The organism is Mucilaginibacter jinjuensis, from assembly GCF_028596025.1.
GTDB classification, from domain to species: Bacteria; Bacteroidota; Bacteroidia; order Sphingobacteriales; family Sphingobacteriaceae; genus Mucilaginibacter; species Mucilaginibacter jinjuensis.
In genome coordinates, this window is record NZ_CP117167.1 from 743,964 (window position 1) to 767,595 (window position 23,632).

General features: G+C 41.5%; 17 protein-coding genes and 1 tRNA gene. 12 read left to right on the forward strand and 6 right to left on the reverse strand.

Annotated features, from left to right (window positions below; all coding sequences use genetic code 11):
• The first annotated feature begins 27 nt into the window (after positions 1–27).
• The gene (locus PQO05_RS03390) at positions 28–1,803 is read left to right on the forward strand and encodes a HAMP domain-containing sensor histidine kinase (protein ID WP_273631250.1); all 1,776 of its coding nucleotides are present in this window, start codon (positions 28–30) and stop codon (positions 1,801–1,803) included.
• 469 nt (positions 1,804–2,272) lie between these two features.
• On the opposite strand, the gene PQO05_RS03395 is transcribed toward PQO05_RS03390, so the two are convergent.
• From PQO05_RS03395 to PQO05_RS03410, 4 genes are all read right to left on the reverse strand, one after another.
• Positions 2,273–4,045: an ATP-binding protein gene (locus PQO05_RS03395; protein ID WP_273631251.1), complete on the reverse strand. Its 1,773-nt coding sequence runs from the start codon at positions 4,043–4,045 to the stop codon at positions 2,273–2,275.
• Positions 4,017–4,496, reverse strand: a complete 480-nt coding sequence (locus PQO05_RS03400) for a hypothetical protein (protein WP_273631252.1) — start codon at positions 4,494–4,496, stop codon at positions 4,017–4,019. The genes PQO05_RS03395 and PQO05_RS03400 overlap by 29 nt, the downstream gene beginning before the upstream one ends.
• Positions 4,497–4,868: 372 nt before the next feature.
• Positions 4,869–5,027 carry a hypothetical protein gene (locus PQO05_RS03405; RefSeq protein ID WP_273631253.1) on the reverse strand — a complete coding sequence of 53 codons (159 nt, stop codon included), beginning with the start codon at positions 5,025–5,027 and terminating at the stop codon, positions 4,869–4,871.
• 55 nt (positions 5,028–5,082) lie between these two features.
• Entirely contained in the window at positions 5,083–5,271 is a 189-nt protein-coding gene (locus PQO05_RS03410) for a hypothetical protein (RefSeq protein ID WP_273631254.1), read from the reverse strand.
• A 200-nt stretch (positions 5,272–5,471) separates the two neighbouring features.
• On the opposite strand from PQO05_RS03410, the gene PQO05_RS03415 reads away from it, so the two are divergent.
• The 3 genes from PQO05_RS03415 (at position 5,472) to PQO05_RS03425 (ending at position 10,148) form a co-directional block, all read left to right on the forward strand.
• The gene (locus PQO05_RS03415) at positions 5,472–8,207 is read left to right on the forward strand and encodes a carboxypeptidase regulatory-like domain-containing protein (protein WP_273631255.1); all 2,736 of its coding nucleotides are present in this window, start codon (positions 5,472–5,474) and stop codon (positions 8,205–8,207) included.
• A 425-nt stretch (positions 8,208–8,632) separates the two neighbouring features.
• Positions 8,633–9,127, forward strand: coding sequence for a hypothetical protein (locus tag PQO05_RS03420; RefSeq protein WP_273631256.1), 495 nt, complete (start codon positions 8,633–8,635; stop codon positions 9,125–9,127).
• Between the two features lie 46 nt (positions 9,128–9,173).
• Entirely contained in the window at positions 9,174–10,148 is a 975-nt protein-coding gene (locus tag PQO05_RS03425) for an acetyl-CoA carboxylase carboxyltransferase subunit alpha (RefSeq protein WP_273631257.1), read from the forward strand.
• A 417-nt stretch (positions 10,149–10,565) separates the two neighbouring features.
• Here PQO05_RS03425 and PQO05_RS03430 read toward each other — a convergent pair whose 3' ends face one another.
• Complete coding sequence (locus PQO05_RS03430) at positions 10,566–11,507, reverse strand: hypothetical protein (RefSeq protein ID WP_273631258.1); 942 nt, start codon at positions 11,505–11,507, stop codon at positions 10,566–10,568.
• A gap of 145 nt (positions 11,508–11,652) precedes the next feature.
• Positions 11,653–14,799, reverse strand: a complete 3,147-nt coding sequence (locus PQO05_RS03435; RefSeq protein ID WP_273631259.1) for a glycosyltransferase family 117 protein — start codon at positions 14,797–14,799, stop codon at positions 11,653–11,655.
• 224 nt (positions 14,800–15,023) lie between these two features.
• On the opposite strand from PQO05_RS03435, the gene PQO05_RS03440 reads away from it, so the two are divergent.
• The 8 genes from PQO05_RS03440 to PQO05_RS03475 all read left to right on the forward strand — a co-directional run bounded on the left by PQO05_RS03440 (position 15,024) and on the right by PQO05_RS03475 (position 23,491).
• Positions 15,024–15,094: transfer RNA gene (locus tag PQO05_RS03440), tRNA-Gln, on the forward strand.
• A 193-nt stretch (positions 15,095–15,287) separates the two neighbouring features.
• Positions 15,288–16,229: a ribose-phosphate pyrophosphokinase gene (locus tag PQO05_RS03445; protein WP_273631260.1), complete on the forward strand. Its 942-nt coding sequence runs from the start codon at positions 15,288–15,290 to the stop codon at positions 16,227–16,229.
• A 117-nt stretch (positions 16,230–16,346) separates the two neighbouring features.
• Positions 16,347–16,925: a 50S ribosomal protein L25/general stress protein Ctc gene (locus tag PQO05_RS03450; RefSeq protein ID WP_273631261.1), complete on the forward strand. Its 579-nt coding sequence runs from the start codon at positions 16,347–16,349 to the stop codon at positions 16,923–16,925.
• 283 nt (positions 16,926–17,208) lie between these two features.
• Positions 17,209–17,769, forward strand: a complete 561-nt coding sequence (gene pth, locus PQO05_RS03455) for an aminoacyl-tRNA hydrolase (protein ID WP_273631262.1) — start codon at positions 17,209–17,211, stop codon at positions 17,767–17,769.
• 110 nt (positions 17,770–17,879) lie between these two features.
• A complete protein-coding gene (locus PQO05_RS03460) occupies positions 17,880–20,300 on the forward strand; it encodes a TonB-dependent receptor (RefSeq protein ID WP_273631263.1) in 2,421 nt (806 codons plus the stop codon).
• Between the two features lie 9 nt (positions 20,301–20,309).
• The gene (locus PQO05_RS03465; protein ID WP_273631264.1) at positions 20,310–20,657 is read left to right on the forward strand and encodes a Spx/MgsR family RNA polymerase-binding regulatory protein; all 348 of its coding nucleotides are present in this window, start codon (positions 20,310–20,312) and stop codon (positions 20,655–20,657) included.
• 70 nt (positions 20,658–20,727) lie between these two features.
• Positions 20,728–22,698, forward strand: coding sequence for a M1 family metallopeptidase (locus PQO05_RS03470; protein WP_273631265.1), 1,971 nt, complete (start codon positions 20,728–20,730; stop codon positions 22,696–22,698).
• 103 nt (positions 22,699–22,801) lie between these two features.
• Complete coding sequence (locus PQO05_RS03475; RefSeq protein WP_273631266.1) at positions 22,802–23,491, forward strand: hypothetical protein; 690 nt, start codon at positions 22,802–22,804, stop codon at positions 23,489–23,491.
• Positions 23,492–23,632: the final 141 nt, after the last annotated feature.

Sequence of the window (23,632 nt, forward strand, 5' to 3'; positions counted from 1 at the left end):
AACCATTTATATTTAACGATTATAGCCATGAAAATAAAAAATAAACTTCGACTCGGATTCGGCTTCCTTTTCGTCGTAGTGATGTTCTTCGGAGCAGTGTCCATATTCTACATCCATCAGATCTCAGATAGCGCAAAGGTTATCCTTAAAAATAATTATGAGTCGCTAAGCTTTGCCCGCGAAATGCGCACGGTGCTGGATGAAAACAAATTGCCGTTGACCAATGGTGCACAGGCACAGTTTGGCAAACAATTGCAATTGCAGGAAGCCAATATTACCGAAGTTGGCGAGAAAGAGGCTACTGAAGCTTTAGAGAAAGACTATGATGTGCTGCAATCTACAACAGCTGCTGCCGCACCACAATACCAGGCGCAATACGATGCCCGCGCCCAGTTGCGCAAGATTGAGCAGGTAAATATGCGTGCTATTGTGCATAAAAACGAACGTGCGCAGGCATCTGTAAAAGAGGCTACTTTATTTCTGGGTTTTGTAGGTTCGTTTACGTTTTTGGTGCTGTTTAGCTTTAGTGTAAACTTTCCGGGATTTATTGCTAACCCACTAAGAGAGTTGATTGATGGTATCCGCGAAATCAGCCACAAGAATTATAACCAGCATTTAAATTTTAATAAGAACGATGAGTTTGCCGAAGTAGCCACAGCTTTCAACGATATGGCCGACCGGCTGAACGAATGGGAGAATACCAACCTGGCCAAGGTTATGTCTGAAAAGCAACGGATCGAAACCATTATTGAGCAAATGCAGGATGCCATTATCGGTTTAAATGAGAAGCAGGAAATTTTGTTTATCAATACCGTTGCCGAAAATATTCTCAACATTAACGAGCAGAAGATAGTAGGACAACCTGCTGAGAAATTTACGGCGACCAACGATCTCTTTAAATCTATACTGGCCAGCAATGGAGGTATTAAATCATTTAAAATTGCGCTGGCAGGCAAGGAAGCCTATTTTCAATTAGAGAGTAGAGAGATTGTGATCCCGAACCTGAGCCCGCAAACATCGGATGTGCTGAGCGTAGCCAGCAGGTCGGCCGGTAAGGTTTATATATTGCGTAATATTACCGAGTTTAAGGAGCGCGACGAGGCTAAAACCAATTTCATAGCTACCATATCGCATGAGTTGAAAACGCCGATCTCATCCATTAAAATGAGCCTTAAGCTATTGAGCGATGAGCGGGTAGGGGTATCAAACCCACAGCAAATAGAACTGCTGGAACATATTAAAGACGACAGCGACCGCCTGCTGAAAATCACTAGTGAGTTGTTAGATCTGTCGCAGGTAGAAACCGGTAATATCCAGCTCAATTTCGTGGTATCAGACCCGGTTGAAATTGTGGATTATGCCCTTAATTCTGTAAGGTTTAATGCCGAACAAAAGGGTATTAACTTGCAAGTGATCGCCCATCCAAACCTATCGAAAGTACATGCCGATATGGAAAAGACCGCCTGGGTACTGGTCAACTTTTTGTCGAATGCCTTACGCTACAGTCCCGAAAAATCTAAAGTGGTGATCCAGGTATCAGAAAAAAACAAGCAAGTGATCTTCTCGGTAAAAGACTTTGGTAAGGGTATTGATGAGCAATATCAGAAACGCCTCTTTGAACGCTATTTTCAGGTGCCTACTGATGGTCAAAATAAATCGGGTTCAGGCTTAGGATTGGCGATATCTAAGGATTTTATTGAGGCTCAACAAGGGAAAATTTGGGTTGAAAGTGCGATTGGGGAGGGGAGTATGTTTTGCTTTTCGTTACCAGCGCATAAAATGGATATGGGACAGAAGGCATAGGCCTACACCCGGCACGTCATTGCGAGGTACGAAGCAATCTCAGACCGATTAGCATTAACGTTGGTTAACGCAGAATCCGTTTTTCATTAGGAAGGGGTGGGGTAGTAAAGTGAATCGTCAGTGGATGTACTTTCTTTTTTCTCTCAAAAAAGTAACCAAAGAAAACTCGTGGCTGCTCAATTTTCTTTGAAAGTGTGTGCTGTGGCTAATATTGTGCTGTCCGAAAATTAAGATGCCACAATTGTTAGGTTATTTATGGCTTGTGAGAGCTGTTTTTATTGATATTAGAATATTAAATTTGTCATTGCGAGCGATAGCGTGGACAACCGACCGAAGGGAGCTCATTAATCCCAATAAAAACAAACACGTCATTAATAATCTCGTAGCCACTGCTTATCCGATCTGTATAGCTACGAGATTGCTTCGTTCCTCGCAATGACAATTTAAGATGGCTGTCTCTTCTCGTCCTTTATCCATTAAAAAATTCTACATAAAAAGTAGAGCCTTTATTTAATTTGCTATCCACCCAGATTTTACCTTTGTGCTTGTCTATGATACGCTTTACAATAGAGAGGCCAACACCCGATCCTTCAATATCGCGGGCATTATCCATCCGGTTAAAAAGTTCGAAAACTTTTGGTAGGTATTGAATATCTATGCCGATACCGTTATCACTGATCTTGTAAACTACACTGGTTTCTGTTGCCTCGCCTTGTATGCTTATTTCAGGATGGCCTGAAGGGATAGAATATTTAATGGCATTACTGATTAAGTTGGCAAACACCTGGTTTATCATTACCGGGTCGCCATAAATGTCGGGGGTATCACCAATGGTTATTTTTACATCGGGCGAATTGTAAGCTATTAATAAATCACGGATCAGATCATCGATAATGGGGCGCATCTCAATTTTGCTAACCTGAATTTCAGACCGGCCAAGGCGCGAGTAACCCAATACCTCATTAATCATCACATTCATTTTATCGGCACCCACAATAATGCGGTCCATAATTTGCTGGGCTTTGGGTTCCAGGTTACCATTACGGCTCAATATCTGCGAGTAGCTTTTAATGGTTGAGAGCGGGTTCTTTAAATCGTGCGAAATGGTAAAGCTAAAAGTGTCCAGTTCTTCGTAAGCCAGTTTCAGCTTTTCATTAAGCTGGCGGATAGCACCTGCCTTTTGATTAATGGCATAGGTGATTTCCTCGCGTAAGCGCGCGGCCGACTTAATTTCCTCGTTGCTCCAGTTTACAGATGTGCCCGATACGGTTTCAATCCATTCTTCAAAAGAATTTCTGGGCGAAATCATCATCATCCCGTTTGTGTTTAACTCAACCGGTTTTTCGGGGTTACCTGCCCATTTAATGGTTTGTATGCGCTCTGGTTTAAACCATAACACATACTCATTCATTTCGCGCGATAGCACAGAGATCATTAATCCACTGGCTACATCCTGATACTCTGCCGATTCGGGGTAAACGCTCGAAAGGTGATTAGTATAATGAAATGTTGCGCCCAGGGTACTATTTATCCATACTATAAGTTTCTCCAGTTGTTCATCATTAGGTGTGCTGCCTAATTTAATAATGTTGTTTTCGTAAACCAATACCGCACCTTCGGCATCAACAGCGTTTAGTATGGTTACATCCTGTTTAGTTAAAGCATCCTCAATGCTAAAGGTTTTGAGCAGGTATTTGGATAGCTGATCAACAGCAGATTTAAATGTCTGTGTTTGTTGATGGTTTTCCTCGTCCTGCCGAAATTCTAATGCCGATGACAGGATCTGGCCGATAAGTTTGGATGACTCACGCGCTTTAAAATCTATGAACCTTGGCGAATAATTATGGCAGGCAATTAAGCCCCATAATTCTTTTTTATAAATAAGTGAGATGCTGAAACTCGAGCTAACCCCCATATTCTTGAGGTACTGAATATGGATAGGCGACACGGCGCGCAACTGCGAAGGGGTAAGATCTAAAGGTTGCTCATTATCTGCGGCTGTTAATATTTTTGCTGGTATTGAATGCACATCAGCAATTAAGCGGGTAAAGTTGTGCTTGTATAGTTCGCGGGCTTGCTTCGGGATATCAGATGCCGGGTAATGCAGGCCCAGCCACGACCCAAGGTTGTCATTCTTTGCTTCTGCAACTACTTCGCCATGGCCGTCTTCGGCAAAGCGGTAAATCATTACGCGGTCGTAATTGATGATCTGTTTAACCTGACGCGCCGAATTGTCGAGCAAACGCTGCAGGTTTTTTATCGGCCAGCATTTCGGATACCGACTTGCCTATTATTTTTTGAAGATCGATGGTTAGGTCTGATGCTGCAGGTTCAAACTCTAAAAGGTAATAGTTATCTGTAGGAGAGATGATCAGGTAAAAAGGCTTGCCCTGTATATCAGTTGCAAAGGGGTTGGTTTGCTCGAAACTACGGTTGTTTTTACCGAAAGTGATTAATTGTACAATAAAATCTTTAGGCTCATTACGGCCTATTAGCGAATGGATATCATTGACATGTTTACCAATCAGGTTTTCGTCTATACTTTCAATAAACAAAGGTATATTGTCGCTGTGGTAACGGATAATACAGTCCTGATCTACTACAATTAAAAAACCGTGTGACTGTATCTGGCCAGGTATATGGATAGGTTCTTTATCGCAATTACTGAGATCAACCGGAATATGAGCAGGCATCGTATAAATTAAGTATTTAAACAAATATGATAAATTACTTCGGGTTTTAGTCAATTCTATCACCTGGCCAGAATGTAATATCAAAGCTAACAGGAATATTGTGGTGCTTGTTTGCGGTGTAATGTACGAAGGAATACAGAATAAAAAAAGCATTCCGGCTCTCACCCCGGAATGCTGTAAAGCAGCTCTACAACTACTTTAATCAACTAAATCCCGAACCTCATGTTTAAAGGTTCTGCTTACTAACTAAAAATCGGCATTATTATTTTGTGAGTTGATATAGTTGCGTTAAATAACTAACCGTATCGGCTATTATTGACAGTATTGTTACAATTAATGTAAAGCAAAAGGAGCCGTCCAGGCCCCTTTTAATTAATGATATCTATCGTCGTAATGTCCGTCATGGTGGTCATCATGATGATCGTCGTGTGGATAATGATGATCACGGCCGTGATCGCGGTTTACAACGCAGCTGCTCAATGAGGCGCTCATTGCAAATAATAGGGCTAAACCAAAAAGTATCTTTTTCATGGTAGTTGTATTGTTAAAATTATAAAACACAAATACAAAAACGATGCCCTTTTTATTAATGTGTGCTTTTATCGTCTTTCTTTTTACCGTCGTCCTTGGTTTTGCCATCGTCCTTATGCTCGTCATGAGGGAAGCTCTTGCCCCTGTCGCTGCTGCGGCCATAAGGGTCGCGGTTTACAAAACAACCGCTTAACGATACCGTAAAGGCAAAAAGAATAGCTATAGTAACAAATTTATTTTTCATGGTAGTTTGTATGCTAAGGTACAAAAATGAAGGTTTAAAATCGTTCGCCGGTAACACTTTAGTTACCGTGTTAAAAAAAAGTTTTGGGGTGACTAATAGGTAATTGTATCCTTTTAAAGAATCATTATAATTGCTTTTAGTTATAAAATGTTAAATCGTTAGGCGGTGTGATAATGTTTAGGCATTTTTACCCGTTATATATGGCGTATCAAAATTTTACTCTGTTGAAAAAATATTTCTACCTGCTGCTGTTTTTTGTACTTACACACCTGTCGGTTTTTGCACAACATGATAGTATTCCGTTGAATACCATTATTGAAAGGGCGGCCAAAGTTAATAATGAGCACCCCGTTGAGAAGGTTTACCTGCATTTAGATAAACCATACTATGCTGTGGGCGATACGATTTTGTTTAAGGCTTATTTAACGATGGATTTTCATTCACCATCAGAAATAAGTAAGGTGCTTAATGTTGAGCTGGTCAACTCGCGTGACTCTGTGGTTGAAGAGTTAAAACTGCCTGTTGCCAATGGCACTGCCTTCGGTAACATTATATTATCGGGGGTTAATTACAAGCAAGGCAATTATCGTTTGCGTGCCTACACCCAGTGGATGCTCAACTTCAATACATCGTACATGTTTGATAAGGTTATCACCGTGGGTAGCGCACTTAATAAGGATGTAAATGCCGATGTATCTTTTTCTGGAAACCTAAGCGATAAAAACTCGAAGTTAGGGGCACGTGTACTTTATCGCGGTACCGACGGTGCTATACTACCCAACAAAAAGGTAGACTGGCGGATAGAAAAGAACGGCGATATTATAGTAAAAGGTCGTGGTACAACCGATGCTAAGGGATACCTTAACCTGGCTATTATAACCAACAAACGCGAAGATATAAGCGGCGGCTTACTGATTACCAGTATCGAGACTGAAAAAACAAAAACGGCCGGAAGCGTATTCCCGCTGAAAAATGCATTTAACGCCTCGGACGTTCAGTTTTTCCCCGAGGGTGGATCTTTACTGGCCGATATGCAATCGCAAATTGCATTTAAAGCCATACAAGGTAACGGGCTTGGTATTGATGTTAAAGGTACCGTTGTTGACGGGCAGGGAAAAGAGATCGTGAATTTCAGTTCGCAGCATTTAGGTATGGGTAAATTTAGCTTTACCCCGCAAAACAATACGGCCTATACAGCCAAAGTAGAGTTTGCTGATGGCAGCAAAGGAACCTATAACTTGCCCCGCGTATCGGCAGAGGGTATAAGCCTGGCCGTAAATAATGCCAACCCGCATACGCTTATTTTGCAGATTGCGTCGAGCCAGGCATTCTTCCAAAAAAACAAGAACAAGGTGTTTTATATAGTAGCCAAAAATGGTGGCTTTGTAACCTTTGCGGCGCAATCTGCCCTTACAGAACAAACAACTACGGCCGCTATACCTAAAAGTAAATTTAAATCGGGCGTGTTAGAGGTAACCCTGCTATCCTCATCGGGCGAACCGTTAAGCGAGCGCCTGGTATTTATTAACCGCGATGATAACCTGAACATTGCTTTAACACCCGATAAGCCATCATATTTAACCCGCCAGAAAGTAACCTTAAATGTAGGTGCTAAACTAGCTGATAAACCGGCCGAGGGCAGTTTCTCTGTTGCGGTTGTTGATGAAACTAAAGTCCCTTTCTCTGAAGATGCGGCTACTACTATTTTAAGTAATATGTTGCTTACCAGTGATGTGAGCGGCTACGTTGAACAGCCTAACTATTATTTTATTAAACCCGATATTAAAAAGGTTGATGACCTCGACGTTTTAATGATGAGCCAGGGTTTCCGGCAGTTTGATTTTACCGATATTTTGAGCGGCAAAATCAAACCTGTCAGGTTCGGTGCCGAGCAGGGCATTGTGCTGTCGGGCACGCTGCGTAAGTTTAATGGTATGCCTGTATTTAAGGGCGCAGTGCGGTTGATTATCCCCGACAAAAATTATTCGGCAGAAACCACTACCAATGCCGATGGCGAGTTTGCGTTTCAGAATGTGGTATTCGCAGATTCATCGCAGGTTACCATCAGTGCACGTAATAACTTGGATTCTAAGAACATGAAGATTACCATGAATACGGGTTTTTACCCTACCATTGGTAAGTCTGAGAATTATGCCGACGAGATCATTAATATAGACAGTACCTTAAATACTTATGTTAAAAACAGCGGGAAACAGTACCAGTTTAACCAGGTGCTGAAAGAAGTTGTGATTAAGGCTTCGACAGTAAAAAAGGTTACCCACCAGGATTATTCGGGACTTTCGGGCTTAAGTGCATTTGCAGACCACGAAGTGAACCCCGAACAGCTAACAGGATGTAATAACTTTTTAATGTGTTTAACAACTGCGCTTGTAGGTATCACTTATCGCGATAACAACTTCTATATAACGCGCGATTATAACCAGGGCAATAAAAACCCGGTGCAGTTTTATGTTAAGGGTATGCCGGTTGATGTGAGCTACTTAAACAGCATTAACCCTAAAGAGGTTGATGGGATTGAGATATTCAACAGCGATGGTTTTTCGGGCATCAACAAAATGAACAATACCAATGGTGTTGTATCCATTAACATGAAAGAGGCACCTAAAGGCCAAAAGATTAGTGCTGACGAACTTAAAAAATTATTCCCCGATCAAAACGTAATTAACTTTACGCCTAAAGGTTATGCCAAAGTACGCCAGTTCTATTTGCCAAAGTATGATGTAAGCCAGCAACAAAAAGCCAGCGACTTACGCACCACCATTTACTGGAACCCGAATGTGTTTACCGATAAAGCCGGTAATGCCGTACTTAACTTTTACAATGCCGATGGCCGCGGTACCTACAAAGCCATTATTGAGGGTTTTGATAAAGACGGAAATATAGGCCGTACCGTTGTACGGTATACGGTTAAATAAAGAGCCTATTCTATGATAAAGAGGGGAGCTATGGCTTCCCTTTTTTGTTTACCACAAACTGCACGGGCATTAACAAATTGCCGAATTAGCTAATTAGAGTGGAATGTTCCACATGTTCCATGTTACAGACTTAAAAGTAAGTATAGTACTAGTTGGTATATTTATAATTATTTTATAATCAATTATTTAAAGTCAAATTTTGGTTGTTTTTGATTGACACCCCTGTTCCATTTTTATAACTTATAAGTTGGTTTTTACTGAAAAAAACTTGTCAGCAAATATTTATAATTCTGATAAACTATAATCAAAATGCCCATACTTGAGTATATTAGGCAAATTTGCGATTCGAAACACCTTAACCCTATTTTTGTTAAAAGCTTATGGTTACAAAATTACTTAAGTCAGTTCTTTTTATTTTTTTGTTGATGGGCACACAGGCGTTGTGGGCGCAGAAAGCGGATAGTGTTGCTGCTAAGCACTTAGATAGTTTGGCTGTGAGACATTCGACCGTTAGATCATTAACCGACGAACAATACAACGCAATTTTAAACGGCGATGATGTAAATAATGTAGCCCACATTGCCGTTATGTACCGTTATCCATATCCGGATCAGGTTTTGAAATACAGAACGCATTTGAAATTATCGGCACAGCAAATAACTAAATTGAATGAAATTAATGCTACGCTGAAAATGAAGAAAACCGAAGTTGGCCTTTCTGTAGTGCAGAATGAACGGGTGATTGATAGCCTGTTTCGTACCCATAGGGCCAACGAGAGCGTTATTGTGTTTTATACCAACAGGTACGGCGCTTACCAGGGCGAGTATCGCGGTGCTTTATTAATAGCTTGTTACAACACCCGCAAGGTGCTTAACCCGGTACAACTAAATCAGTTTAATGAGTTGCTAAATCATAATTAAGATTACAATATGATTTACGTAAATTAGCCACCCCATTTAATAGTGTATGAAGATTACGTTTGATTTTGAAAAACCGCTTTCGGACCTGCAAGGGCAGATTGAAAAAGTAAAGCAGGTTGAAGATAAAACCCAGGTGGATATGTCGGCTACGCTGACTGAGCTGGAAGAGAAATTTGAGACTACTAAAAAACAAATATATAGCAACCTTAACGGCTGGCAGCGTGTACAAATCTCACGTCACCCCGAGCGCCCGTATACCTTACAGTACCTGGAGCTGATGTGCGATGATTTTATCGAATTGCATGGCGACCGTACCATAGGCGATGATAAAGCCATTATTGGTGGCTGGGGTTCTATCGGCGGTCATACCGCTATGTTTATTGGCCACCAGAAAGGCCGTAACACCAAAGAGCGCCAGTACCGTAACTTCGGTATGGCTAACCCCGAAGGTTACCGTAAAGCTTTAAGGCTGATGAAAATGGCCGAGAAGTTTAACAAGCCGGTTATTACGTTGATCGATACCCCGGGAGCTTTCCCAGGCCTTGAGGCTGAGGAACGCGGCCAAGGTGAGGCTATTGCCCGCAACTTGTTAGAGATGTCGATACTGCGTGTACCTGTTATCTGCGTTGTAATTGGCGAAGGTGCATCGGGCGGTGCATTGGGTATTGGTATTGGCGATAAGGTGATGATGCTCGAGAACTCATGGTATTCGGTAATTTCGCCAGAAAACTGCTCAACCATCCTTTGGAAAACATGGGATTACAAAGAGCGTGCTGCCGAAGCCCTGAAACTGGCATCACCAGAAATGTTGAAGAACAAATTGATTGATGGTATTATTAAAGAACCACTTGGCGGCGCACACCAGGACCCGATTGCCATGGCATCGACCCTGAAAAAGCAATTGCTAAAAGACATGAAAGCCCTGCAGGAAAGAAACATCGATGAGCTGGTAACAGAGCGTATCGATAAATTCTGCTCAATGGGGGTAGTGATTGAAGGCGAAGCAACGCCAGAGGCGTAAGGAAGTCCGAAAGACCGTGAGTCGGTAAGTCCGAAAGAAATAAAGGCAACAGCCGTCCCAAGTAATGTTGGGACGGCTGTTGTTGTTTTAGAAGTTATACGTATTTTTTGTCATTCTGAGCGATAGCGAAGAATCTTCTTCAACCTGTAAAGCCGCTATGTGTATCGAAGAAGATTCTTCATTACATTCAGAATGACAAAAGAAAAGCGCCGGCTGTCATGCTGAGCTCCGTCGAAGCATGGTGCAGAAGACCTCTGCGCGCGACACTTCGACGGGGCTCAGTGTGACACCCCAATATCTTCACTGTCGCAAGTTTAGCATAGCGTAACTTGTGACTGTACATGATGTAAGCTTTCAGCTTACACAATGTGAAACCTTGCAACAGGTTAACCACAGGTCGAACTCTTCTGTTATCAACTAATTTTCGGGTGCGTTTTTATTGAAGATTAGATTATCCCATTCTTCTTTGGTTCGAGAAATGTTTTTCTGATGAGTCAAAAATACTCCTTGATCGTATTTATCATCTTGCCAACAGATTTCCATTGTTTTTTTTATGTCTCCCTTTTTTAATTCAATACCTCTCGGTCTATAAATGACTCCTAATTTAATACGTGATGGATTATTTAGAGTTAAATGAAAAAATAATCCATTCAATTTAATTGTAAAGACATGTAATGTATCATCTATAACTACAGAATCAAATGTAAGGTGGTTATAATGCTGAATTGTTTGTTCCGAAGATGCATCTACATACATCCCCCATCCTTCAGGAAAGGGATCATTTTTAAAAAGTATATCAATATAAATATCTCTGATCTGACACGTCATTTTTTCTTTTCCGGCATAAATTTGATCGGAAGCTATAAATGCGCATGCCGTTTTTAACATCCATCTTTCAATATTTTCACCACAAAATATAGATAGTTCATTTGTAGGTATAGGAGTAACTAGGTCCTGATCATATTTGTTAAATGTACTATGCAATCTTCCCATTTCTGCGTCAAATGGGGAAAGAAGATTGTTATGATGTGTACATAATATATTCGATGCTAAAGATGCTTTGGCTATTTGGTTAACAGTTTCTTCTTTTTGCCATGGAAATCCTTGTACGTTAACTGCCTTTGTATCACTCAAATTGTTTAAAAGATATTCAGATACAAAATGTTCTTTTGATATCTTATCAGAGCAATTATTTGTAATATTTGCATAACACTTATTATGAGCGTGACCAGTTAGTGCCTTGGTTTCGGGAAGTAAAGTTGGTCTTTTGTTCCATTTGCCACCATCCCAACAGCAATATGTTGCTTTCTTACCGCTATTACACGGACATAGATTGTATGAACTATCAATGGAATTCATGTATCAATATACAATTTTATAATTTGATTGACAAAAAAATAGCCATGTACTGGTTCGAGTATATCGCTCTTGTATATGTCTAAAATAAAAAAAGCCGTCCCAACATTAGTCAGAACGGCTTTTTCTATATTATTTAAGCTAATGCTTATTGTTGTTGTTGCCTAAGTATCGAGCCTAATTTGCCTTCGTACTCTTTTAACTGGGCGCTGTATTTGGCGCTTAGTGCAGTTTGATGGAAGTCTTTGGTCATGGATACCAATCCGTTCAGGATCGACATTGATAACTGTACATCATGGAACTGGATACCATCTGAATTATTTTGTATCAGGTTGGCATTGTACGACAGAATATCGAGGATGTAATCATCAACTTCATTTGCCCATTTATTGCCTAACTGAGCTTCGCCTATTTTGTAAGCATCTTCAATAATGTAATACTTACGTGCAGCAACCTCAGTGTAAGGATAAAGGTTAGGCATTACATCATCGTATTTTTTCAATACGTTTTTAGCCATTTCCTGGTGGCCATCCTGTACCAAATGATCTGTTAACATGATAAACTGTTTCAGGATAATAGGGTAAAACATCGTTAACGATTCATGATCCAGGTAACGGGCATTTTTCATGTTACCCCATTTAAACTTGGTCATCATGTTGTTGTACATTTTTAATGTATTGGCAGCTTCGCCCGGTGCAACGGTAGTATCAGCTTTAAACGGTAACAGGCGGTTAGCAAAACCTTCGTTGTAAAGGTATTTATCTAAGCCCATCAGGTTTTCGCTACCTACAGTGATGGCGAAGTATACAGGGCGTTTCCAGTTGTTGTGCGCCAATATATCAATCATGGCCAGGTTATCCTTGGTCACATAGTTTGATGCGTATTTCCAATCCATTTCCGGTAGGATGCGTGCCCTGTCGGCTTCTGTTGCAGTACCGGTTTTAATCAGGCTATCAGCGTTGATAGTCAGCTTAAAGTTTTTGGTTGGCAGATAGTTCGCAGATTCACCGCTTTGGTATTCAACCTTGGTTTGCGGATCATCAGAAGTCATAAAGTCGAATACTTCTTTCAGCTCAACCGGGGTAGAGATGTTTTTATCGTTGAAATAGATCACATCGCGCACACCAGCCTCAAATTTCTCATTCGGCATGGTGATAGGCAATGGAGCCGATTCATTCATTTTTTGCTTCATCTGGCGGATATACCAGTCGGTACCCAGTAAGCTTAAGTTTACGATACGTACATCCGGGCGGATGTTTTCAACCTCCTGTGCATACCACAGCGGGTAAGTATCGTTATCACCATAAGTGAATAGAATCGCATTCGGCGCGCACGATTCCAGGTAGTTGGTCGCCATATCACGCGGCGTGTATTTGGTTGAGCGATCGTGGTCGTTCCATTCCTGGTTAGCCATTAATATTGGCGCTGCCAATAAGCAGGCACCGGTTGCAATGTAAGCACTGGTGGTAGCATTCAGTTTTTTGCTCAGGAACTGGGCAATAGCCAATACGCCTAAACCTATCCAGATGGCAAAGGCGTAGAACGAACCTGCATAAGCATAATCACGCTCACGTGGCTGTAGTGGATCCTGATTTAGGTAAAGCACAATGGCCAAACCTGTCATAAAGAATAATACGGCAACCACACCGGCATCGCGCTGGTTGCGTTTAAAGTGGAACCATAAACCCAGTAAACCTATAATTAATGGTAAGGCAAATAGGCGGTTGTATGAGTTACTATGGGTAACAGCATAAGGTAATTTCTTGCCGAAGTTCCAGCCGCTGATCCAGTTACCATCGGTGCCGTTGCTATCATTTTGTCCGTCCATTTCATTGGTACGGCCTACAAAGTTCCATAAAAAATAACGGGTATACATCTGGTTTATCTGCCAGCTGAAGAAGAAGGCCAGGTTATGCACCAGCGTTGGGCTTTCCTGCTGACCAAGGTGTAACCACTGGCGGTAAAACTCAGGGTCGCCGTTTGCCTGGCTGAATACACGTGGGAAAATGGTATTACGATCGTAAACCTGTGATATTTTTTTACCGGCAACCTCGTATTTGGTTTTACCACGGCGATATAAAGTTTGACCTTCGGTTTGGTCAACCGGTTTAGAGTCAAAATACTGGCCATACATTAAAGGTGTATCACCATACTGGTCGCGGTTTAAGTAGCTGTTTAAAGCAAAGGCATCCTGCGGATCACTGTTGTTTAAGTTTGTGCTTGCTTTAGCGCGGATGATGATCATCACAAAAGAGCTATAACCCAGTAAAATAAACAGCGTACATATTAATACCGTATTCAGGATAAAACGCTTGTTGCGGATATGTACCACATACTCTAACAAAGCGATTAACGCTACCGAAGCTATAAAGCCAATAATACCGGCACTGATTGACAGTAACAATATAAAGCAAATGGCAGAAGCGATAATGATTGGAGTAGAAGGCTTAACTGTATAGTAAATGCCTAATACAATACCGGCTAATAATAATATATAGAATACTACTGCACCGCTGCCGAAACCGAAGCCTAATGAGTTTACAAATAATAGATCGGCGTAAGCTGCACCTTTAACTGTGTATTGGATAATACCCCATAATACTAATGCTAATGCTACAACACCCAGTATAAATGCCCAAACAGTACCTTTTGCAGTAACCTTATCGGCACGGCGGAAGTAAATTACCAGTGCAATGGCAGGCATAACCAGCAAGTTCAACAAGTGAACGCCGATTGATAAACCCATTACATAAGCGATGAATACCAACCATCTGTCGGCACCCTGCTCGTCTGCATGTGCGTCCCATTTCAGGATAGCCCAAAATACGATGGCGGTACATAATGATGATTGTGCGTAAACCTCAGACTCAACAGCCGAGAACCAGAAGGTATCAGACCAGGTATAAGCTAAAGCGCCAACTAAACCTGCGCCTATAATTAATATCGTATTAAGCGGGCTAACTTCTTCGTTGTATTTGGTTAATATTTTGCGGGCCAGGGCGGTGATGCTCCAGAAAAGGAACAGGATAGTAGCACCGCTGGCGAGTGCAGAACCAACGTTTGTCCAGTAGGCTACCTGGTGTATATTGCCCATTGATAGCAGCGAAAACGCTTTACCTATCATGGTAAATAAGGGAGCGCCCGGTTGGTGGGCTACCTGTAAACGATAGATACAGGCAATAAACTCGCCGCAATCCCAAAAACTTGCAGATGGCTCAAGTGTTAAAATGTAAGTTAATGAGGCTATGACAAAGGCAATCCAGCCGAACAGATTGTTGATTTTATTATAATTCATGATTGAATATACAGTATAGCTATAATTAGCCGACGAAATTAACAAAACTATTACGATGTTTTTTAATCATTCGGATAATCTTTAACATAATTTAACTAAGTGCCAGCGCATTAAATAATGGCTGAGAAAAATTTTAAAATTTTTTCAAAAAAGACTTTTGACTTTTAAAATATCGTCCTATATTTGCATTCCATTTCGGAGACGACGTGTTAACGAAAAAGGATTGCCTGATAGTATAATGGTAGTACGACGGTTTTTGGTACCGTTTGTCTAGGTTCGAATCCTGGTCGGGCAACAAGAAAATTTCGAATTTCGAAATTTCAATTTCGGATTTTAATTCTCAAATCGGCTAATACTGATAGAAAATTGAAATCCGAATTGTTGTTTTATAAGGTTTGTGAAGAAATTAGATTGAATATTCAATCCGAGTTACTTTAAGTTGTAAGTAAATTCGAAATTGAACATTCGAAATCCGAAATCAAAAAAGGATGCCTCAACAATTTAATCCGGTTAAATTATTCTCAGGATCAGCCACAGTAAGTCTGTCTAATAAAATAGCTGATGCTTACGGTCGCGAATTAGGTGATGTAGTTATATCACGTTTTAGCGACGGCGAATTTCAACCACACTTTAATGAATCTGTAAGGGGATGCGATGTGTTCCTGATCCAGTCTACCAACCAGCCTACCGATAACTTAATGGAATTATTGATGATGATTGATGCCGCGCGCCGTGCTTCATCACATTATGTAACCGCAGTTATCCCTTATTTTGGGTTGGCGCGTCAGGATCGTAAAGATAAACCACGTGTGGCCATCGGTGCTAAATTGGTAGCTAACTTGTTAGTTGCAGCAGGTATTAACCGTATTATGACTATGGATTTGCACGCAGCGCAAATTCAGGGCTTTTTCGATATCCCGGTTGATCACCTGGATGCATCGATCATATTTGTACCTTATATAAAGAGCCTCGGCTTAGAGAACCTCACCATTGCTTCGCCGGATATGGGCGGATCATACAGGGCCCGCAGTTTTGCAAAGTTCTTTAATGCAGAGGTTGTAATTTGTGATAAACGCCGTAAGCGTGCCAATGAAATTGAGTCGATGACTATTATTGGTGATGTAACAGGCCAGGATATCGTGCTGATTGATGATATCTGCGATACCGCAGGTACATTGGCAAAAGCAGCCGGATTAATTATGGAGCGTGGCGCACGCAGTGTAAGAGCTGTTTGTACACACCCGGTATTATCAGGTAAAGCTTATGAAACGATAGAAAATTCGGCTTTAACAGAGTTGATCGTAACAGATACAATTCCGTTGAAACACGAGAGCGAAAAGATCCGCGTATTATCAACTGCAGATTTATTTGCCAAAGCAATAGCAAACGTTAACGAACACGGCTCGATAAGCCAGTTGTTTGTTATTTAAGAGAGAGTAAGAAGTCAATAGTCTTTGGTCGATAGTCCATAGACGAACAGATAAAGAAACTATGGTCCATGGGCTATTATCCATGGTCTGAGTATAACAATTAAAATAAATAATAAAATGAATTCAGTTGCTATTAGCGGTTCTCCAAGAGAGAACGTAGGGAAACGCGATGCCAAAGAGCTGCGCTACCAGGGTCTGGTACCTGCAGTACTTTACGGAGGTGCTACACAAACTCACCTTGCAGTATCTATTGCTGACTTAAAACCGGTAATTTTTACTCCAGAGGTTAACTTTATTGATTTAACTGTTGGTGGTGTTACCACTTCAGCTATCATCAAAGACATGCAATTTCATCCATTAACAGAACAACTTTTACACGTTGATTTTCTGCAATTGGATCAAAACAAACCAGTTACTATCGAAATCCCAATCCGTTTAACCGGTACTTCACCAGGTGTTAAAATGGGTGGTAAATTGGTACAAAAACTGCGCAAACTGCGTGTTAAAGCTTTACCTAAAGATCACATCAACAACATTGATGTTAGCATCGAAGGTTTAGAAGTAGGTAAATCAGTACGTGTAGGCGAAATTAGCGTTGCTAACTTAACCATCACTAATGCTGCTGAAGATACTATCGTATCTGTAACTACTTCACGTGCATTACGTCAGGCAGAGCAAGAAGCTGGCAAGAAATAATTGATGTTGATTACACCGAATTAGGTGTGATTGCACTGATTTTTGGAACAGCGATAAGATTTTCTTATCGCTGTTTTTTTATAGTTTTGGTTTTTTGAAGAAATAAAAGATTTGTCATTGCGAGGAGGTACGACGAAGCAATCTCGTAGCTCTACAGATCGAACCAGAATAACAAATAACACCGTCATTGCGAGGTACGAAGCAATCGCGAACTTTACAGAGCCGCTCTGTATATCGGGGATTGCTTCGTTCCTCGCAATGACGTTCTAAAATTATAGGGGGTATGAAGTATTTAATAGTAGGTTTAGGCAACATTGGCCCGGAGTATGCAGATACGCGCCATAACATCGGTTTTATGATATTGGACGAACTGGCCAAACAAGAAAGCCTGAAGTTTTATAACATGCGCCATGCCTATTATACCGAATATTCATACAAAGGCCGCATGCTTCATTTGATAAAACCTACCACTTACATGAACCTCAGCGGAAAAGCACTGAATCATTGGATGAAGGAGCTTAAGATCCCGCAGGAAAACGTATTGGTTTTGGTTGATGATATTGCTTTGCCATTAGGCACCCTTCGCTTAAAGCCCAAGGGCAGCGCTGCCGGGCATAACGGCTTAAAGCATATTGAACTTACTTTGGGCAATAACAATTACGCCCGACTGCGTTTTGGTGTGAGCGATAATTACCCCAAAGGCCGCCAGGTTGATTATGTGCTGAGTGGTTTTGATGATGATGAGAAACCAGAACTACCTGCATTGATTGATCGCTCTATCGAAATGATCAAAGCCTTTGCTACCATCGGTACCGAGCTTACCATGACTAAGTTTAATAAATAGCTAACAAAAGCTTAACTATTTATTTAGTTAAATAGTGTTAATTCTTTATTAGGTAGCAATAATTTGCTTTATTATTGTAACAGGTAATCGCATACCAAATCTAAAACCTAATGAAAACATACTTATCACTGTTGGCATTGCTATGCCTTGGATTTTACGCTTCTGCACAATCAACCCAGACTATCAGGGGTGTAATCCTCGATTCATTAAAGAAACAGCCCATGGGTTACGTTACCGTAGCCCTTCGCCATACCAAAACCAATTTGCCGGTAAAAAGCATGCTAAGTAAAGATAACGGCAGCTTTGAATTTACAGGCCTGCCCATGAAATCGTACCAATTGGTATTGGCTTCTGTCGGTTTTAAAAATAAGGTTATTGATATCGACAGCACTAAAAAAGTGATTAACCTGGGCGAGATCCAGCTGGCAGCATCAACAAGTAGTTTGAATGAGGTGAGCGTAACAGCCGTTCGCCCCATTGTTAAACAGGAGGTTGACCGTATTGCCTACGATGTACAGGCCGACCCATCAAACAAAGTAGAAACTGCGCTCGATATGATGCGCAAAGTACCTTTAGTTTCTGTCGATGCATCGGACAATATCAAGCTAAAAGGTAACACTGATTATAAGATTCTCATCAACGGCAAACCATCGTCACTCGTGGCCCGGAATCCTTCGGATGTATTGAAAGCGATGCCGGCCAGCAACATCGAAAAAATTGAAGTAATTACCACACCACCGGCAAAATACGAAGCCGAAGGTTTGGCCGGTATCATCAACATCATCACCAAAAAGAATGCCGACCAGGGCTACAACGGCAGCTGGACAACCCGTTACAATACCGTTTGGGGCTTAGGTTCTAATTTAAATGCCACGGTTAAACAAGGCAAATTTGGTTTGAATGGTTACATCGGCTTCAACAGGCAAAACAAACAAACTACCCAGTTTGGCAATACAACTAATACATTTATCCCGGTTGTATCATCGCTGCAGCAAACGGGCACCAACTACCGCGATGGTGGCCGTAACAATTATGGCAGCGCCGAACTAAGCTATGAGATAGATACCCTAAACCTCCTTACAGGTAATATTGAATCATATACTTATAAGTTTAACCAACGAAGCGAGCAAAATACAGGTCAGTATGATGGGGATGATGTTATTCAGCAAGGTTACCGTTTAGCCAATGCCAGCAGCGGCAATTATCATGGTACAGATTTAGGGTTGAACTACCAATTGGGCTTTAAACATAATAAAGAGCAGTTGCTAACCATGTCGTACAAATACTCATCAAACGGCAGTACGCAGGATGCTGCCAACATTTTTACCGAGCGCTTTAACTACGGCTTGCCTAATTATAACCAGTACAATAATTCGGGTACGCGCGAGCATACCGTGCAGGTTGATTATGTGCAACCCGTAAAAAAGGTAACTATTGAAGCAGGAGGTAAAGCTATTTTAAGAAAAAATTTCAGCGATTTTACCAGCGATACGCTAAATACCATTACCAACCAATACGTAAACAATACCCTGCAAACGAATAATTTTGATTATCAGCAGAATGTTTACAGCGGCTACAATTCGTACCAGGTTAAATGGACTAAATGGACGCTGAAAGGGGGCTTGCGTTTAGAGCATACCAATGTAGATGCGCATTTTACCTCAATAGGCAGCGTGGCCACGCAGGATTATAATAACCTCATTCCGTCGGTATCTATACAACGCCAGTTAAAAAGCAGCAGCATTAATTTCGGCTTTTCTAACCGCATCTCGAGGCCCAATATCTGGCAGTTGAATCCTTTTATCGATGCATCAAATCCTAAATACATTAATGTGGGTAACCCTGCCCTGCGCCCTGTGGTTAACCATAGCTTCGAATTAAATTATAGCAATTTCGCCAAAGGTTCTATTACCGGGGGCATCAGTTACTCGTATGCCAACAATACTATCCAAAGTGTAACTACCATTAGGCCGGATACTGTAAGTGTTACCACTTATCAAAACGTTGGGCAAAATAAAAGGCTGGGTGCAAACCTCAACGTCAACTATCCAATTACTAAAAAGTTGAACCTCAACATTAACTCGCAATTGGTTTATGTTTGGTTAAAAGGTACAGCCAATAATATTTTCTACAGTAATAAAGGTATACAGGGCTACATTTTCGGGAATGCCGGGTATAAGTTTGAAAAGGGCTGGCGCGTAGGTGTTGATGGTGGTGTGGATAGTCGCTACGTGCTATTACAGGGCAAGGATAATTATTGGGCGGGTGGCTCTTTGAGTGCTTCTAAAGATTTCCTGAAAGAGAAGGCTAATATTGGCATATATGTTAGCAACCCCTGGAAAAAATTCCGTACCAACGATAGTTACAACAGAACCAATGAGTTTGAGCAAACTAACTTTAACCAGAACTATTATCGCAACATTGGCTTTAGCTTCACTTATAAGTTCGGCCGCTTAAACAGCCAGATTAAAAAGAACCAGCGCGGTATTGAAAATGACGATAGTAGTGGCAACCGTGGCGGAAATCACTAAATTTGCGGCATGAAAGTATACGGTATAACCAATTGTAATACAGTTAAAAAAGCGATAGACTGGTTAAAGGCTAATCATGTTGACTATGAATTTCAGGACTTTAAGAAGCTGGGCGTTAGCACAGAAAAACTACAGGAGTGGAACCAAAAGGCAGGCTACGAGAAGTTTATGAACAAGCAAGGCCTTACCTGGAAACAACTTGACCCGGCAGTAAAAGAAAGCGTAAAAGGCGAAGCAGAGGCATTGCCTTTACTGCAACAAAAAACCAGCATGATTAAGCGCCCCGTTATTGAAGACAATGGTTTTCTGTACTTTGGCTTTGATGAGAATGTTTATAAAGAACACTTTTTAAAGTAGCAGAACTAAAAAAGCCATTTTTTCGTTATATAATTGCTTAAGCAATTGTATAACCTGCTGACCATATTTAATGAGATGTTTTTCCCTGACCAGTTTATCACTGGTCTTTTTTGCTGGTATCCAGCTTTGTTTTGCGCAACAGGCAACTAACCAGCCCGAGTTATCTAAGTTTGATAATACCCAATTATTCAGCCCGCTTTTTTATACTAAAAATGGTACCGAGTACCGTGCAGCCGATGGTGAGCCGGGCCCGCTGTATTGGCAAAACCGTGCCGATTACCAGTTAGCCGCCCGTTTGGATGATAAAACAAACGAAGTAAGCGGTACAGAAATACTTACCTATACCAATAACAGCCCGCAAAAAATGGACTTTTTGTGGATGCAGCTCGAGCAAAATTTGTATAAGTCAGATTCGAGAGGTTCGGCAATGGAAGCTGCGATGGGCAGCCGTAACCATTCTAAAGGCCGCGTATATGAGGGTTACAATATTAAATCGGTATCGGTAAATGATGTACCGGTTAAATACCAGGTAATTGATACGCGCATGCAATTGTTTCTGCCTTCCGCGCTGGCCGCCAAAGGTGGCAAAGTATCTGTAAAGATAGAATACTCATTTGTTGTGCCCGATTATGGATCGGACCGTACCGGCGTACAGCAAACCCGTAATGGTAAAATATTTACAGTAGGGCAGTGGTATCCGCGTATGTGTGTGTACGATGATGTAATGGGCTGGAATACCGTTCCCTACAACGGCCCAAGCGAATTTTACCTCGAGTATGGCGATTTTGATGTAAGCATTACCGCGCCTGCCAGTCACATAGTATTTGCCTCGGGAGAATTACAAAACCCGCAGGATGTTTATACCCCATTGCAGCAGCAACGTTTTGCGCAGGCAGCTATGAGCGATAAAACGGTGATCATCCGTTCATCAAGCGAGGTAAGGAGTTCCAACTCGCGTCCGGTGGGTAAACCGGAACTAACCTGGCATTACAAAATGAGCAATGCACGCGATGTGGCCTGGGCTTCTTCGGCGGCATTTATTGTTGATGCAGCTAAGATTAACCTGCCCGAGGGCAAACATGCTTTAGCTATCTCGGCCTACCCGGTAGAGAGTAAGGGCAATAACGGCTGGGAAAACTCAACCGAATATGTTAAAGGTTCGTTAGAATATAATTCAAATAAATGGTTCCCGTATCCTTATCCTACAGCTGTTGCTGTTGCGGGTATTGTTGGTGGCATGGAGTACCCGGGTATTGTTTTCTGCGGATCGAACAGTAATGGTGGTTCATTATGGTCGGTTAACGATCATGAGTTTGGGCATACCTGGTTCCCGATGATCGTGGGATCTAACGAACGTTTGTACGGCTGGATGGATGAAGGGTTTAATACGTTTATCAACGGCCTCTCAACCCGCGATTTTAATAAGGGTGAATATGCTGAAATGGCTGCCCCGATAGACTGGACCAGTAACAAAGCCGTACATATCCTAAACCCTAATATGGAGCCGGTAATGAGCACGCCCGACAATATTCTCGAAATGCATAACGGTACCTTATTATATGAAAAGCCTGCCGAAGCATTGAATATTTTGCGTAACCAGGTATTGGGGACAGAAAGATTTGACCTGGCTTTTAAAACTTATATTGAACGTTGGGCCTACAAGCACCCAACCCCCGATGACTTTTTCCGTACGATGGAAAATGTATCGGGCGAAAACTTAAACTGGTTTTGGCGCGAATGGTTTTTAAATAACTGGCAACTGGATGTAACGGTAAGCGATGTGAAATATGTAGATGGCAATCCGGCGAGGGGAGCTTTAATCAGCATTGATAACCTGGATAAAATGGCCTTGCCGGTAATACTGGAAATAAAAACCAAGAGCGGTAAAACCAGTCGCATTAAATTGCCGGTAGAGGTTTGGGCTACGGGTAGCCACTGGGTTTTTAAGTATCCGTCGACAGAAGAAATATCAACTGTAACTTACGACCCAGACCATGTTTTCCCGGATTATAATACCGATAACAATACCTGGAGGAGATAAAAACAAACTTTTTGACAATGCTAAGGCAGTTTGTAACGCATTTTTGGCATTATGCATGAAACCTTAAACCCTTAAACAAAGTTATACCTGTATATTTACCACCATGAAGTTTACCATCTTATTCGCAATACTATTTTGTTTTATCATCACTGCATCTTATGCCCAAACTTTACGCGGTACGGTATCAGAAACCGGTACTCGCATAAAATTGCAGGATGTATTTGTGAAAAACACCGCCAACAAACAATTAGCGCTTTCTGATAAAAACGGAAAATTTGAAATACCTGCCGAAGTGGGTAACCTGCTTATTTTCTCATCGCCCGGTTATGTATCTGATACTTTATATGTAATAGATATGAAGCCGAAGGATGTACAACTGGCTTTACAATCTATTGCCTTGCGCGAAGTAAATGTAAAAGCTACCGCCAAATTCGACCCACGTGCCGAGTACCCGGAAGTGTATGAGAAGAGTAAGGTATACGTAATGTCGCCAAGCAGTTGGTTCGGAAAATCAGGTAAAGATGCCCGCCGGTTAAAAAAATACTTCAAACACGAAGCCGAAGAGCGTGCTGTTGATTCGGCCTTTAGCCGTGCCTACGTAGGCAGCCTTGTGCCACTAAAAGGGCAAGAGCTCGAAGACTTTATGACCATGTACCGCCCAACCTACGCTTTCCTGCGTAACAATCAGGGCGAATCAATGGCCATATACGTAAACGACAGCTACAAAAAATGGATGGCCCTGCCCCCAGAGAAACGTAAAGTACAGCATTTAAATACGGTGGTAACACAGTAAAAGAGAGTCAAGAATCGAGAGACAAGAATCAAGATAGGAGTCGGAATCAGTATGCTAAGCATTCTGATAATTCAATAATTCTAAAAATTCCGGTTCATAGACAAGAATCAAGATATTGAGGAGGCTGCGATTATATCGCAG

Bases quoted from the DNA above. Each gene is read 5' to 3' on its own strand.
- PQO05_RS03450 (WP_273631261.1), top strand. From the start codon at position 16,347: ATGAATTCAGTTGCTATTAGCGGTTCTCCAAGAGAGAACGTAGGGAAA.
- pth (WP_273631262.1), top strand. From the start codon at position 17,209: ATGAAGTATTTAATAGTAGGTTTAGGCAACATTGGCCCGGAGTATGCA.
- PQO05_RS03435 (WP_273631259.1), bottom strand. From the start codon at position 14,799: ATGAATTATAATAAAATCAACAATCTGTTCGGCTGGATTGCCTTTGTC.
- PQO05_RS03430 (WP_273631258.1), bottom strand. From the start codon at position 11,507: ATGAATTCCATTGATAGTTCATACAATCTATGTCCGTGTAATAGCGGT.
- PQO05_RS03410 (WP_273631254.1), bottom strand. From the start codon at position 5,271: ATGAAAAATAAATTTGTTACTATAGCTATTCTTTTTGCCTTTACGGTA.
- PQO05_RS03460 (WP_273631263.1), top strand. From the start codon at position 17,880: ATGAAAACATACTTATCACTGTTGGCATTGCTATGCCTTGGATTTTAC.
- PQO05_RS03400 (WP_273631252.1), bottom strand. From the start codon at position 4,496: ATGCCTGCTCATATTCCGGTTGATCTCAGTAATTGCGATAAAGAACCT.
- PQO05_RS03425 (WP_273631257.1), top strand. From the start codon at position 9,174: ATGAAGATTACGTTTGATTTTGAAAAACCGCTTTCGGACCTGCAAGGG.
- PQO05_RS03445 (WP_273631260.1), top strand. From the start codon at position 15,288: ATGCCTCAACAATTTAATCCGGTTAAATTATTCTCAGGATCAGCCACA.
- PQO05_RS03465 (WP_273631264.1), top strand. From the start codon at position 20,310: ATGAAAGTATACGGTATAACCAATTGTAATACAGTTAAAAAAGCGATA.
- PQO05_RS03475 (WP_273631266.1), top strand. From the start codon at position 22,802: ATGAAGTTTACCATCTTATTCGCAATACTATTTTGTTTTATCATCACT.
- PQO05_RS03470 (WP_273631265.1), top strand. From the start codon at position 20,728: ATGAGATGTTTTTCCCTGACCAGTTTATCACTGGTCTTTTTTGCTGGT.
- PQO05_RS03390 (WP_273631250.1), top strand. From the start codon at position 28: ATGAAAATAAAAAATAAACTTCGACTCGGATTCGGCTTCCTTTTCGTC.
- PQO05_RS03420 (WP_273631256.1), top strand. From the start codon at position 8,633: ATGGGCACACAGGCGTTGTGGGCGCAGAAAGCGGATAGTGTTGCTGCT.
- PQO05_RS03405 (WP_273631253.1), bottom strand. From the start codon at position 5,027: ATGAAAAAGATACTTTTTGGTTTAGCCCTATTATTTGCAATGAGCGCC.
- PQO05_RS03415 (WP_273631255.1), top strand. From the start codon at position 5,472: ATGGCGTATCAAAATTTTACTCTGTTGAAAAAATATTTCTACCTGCTG.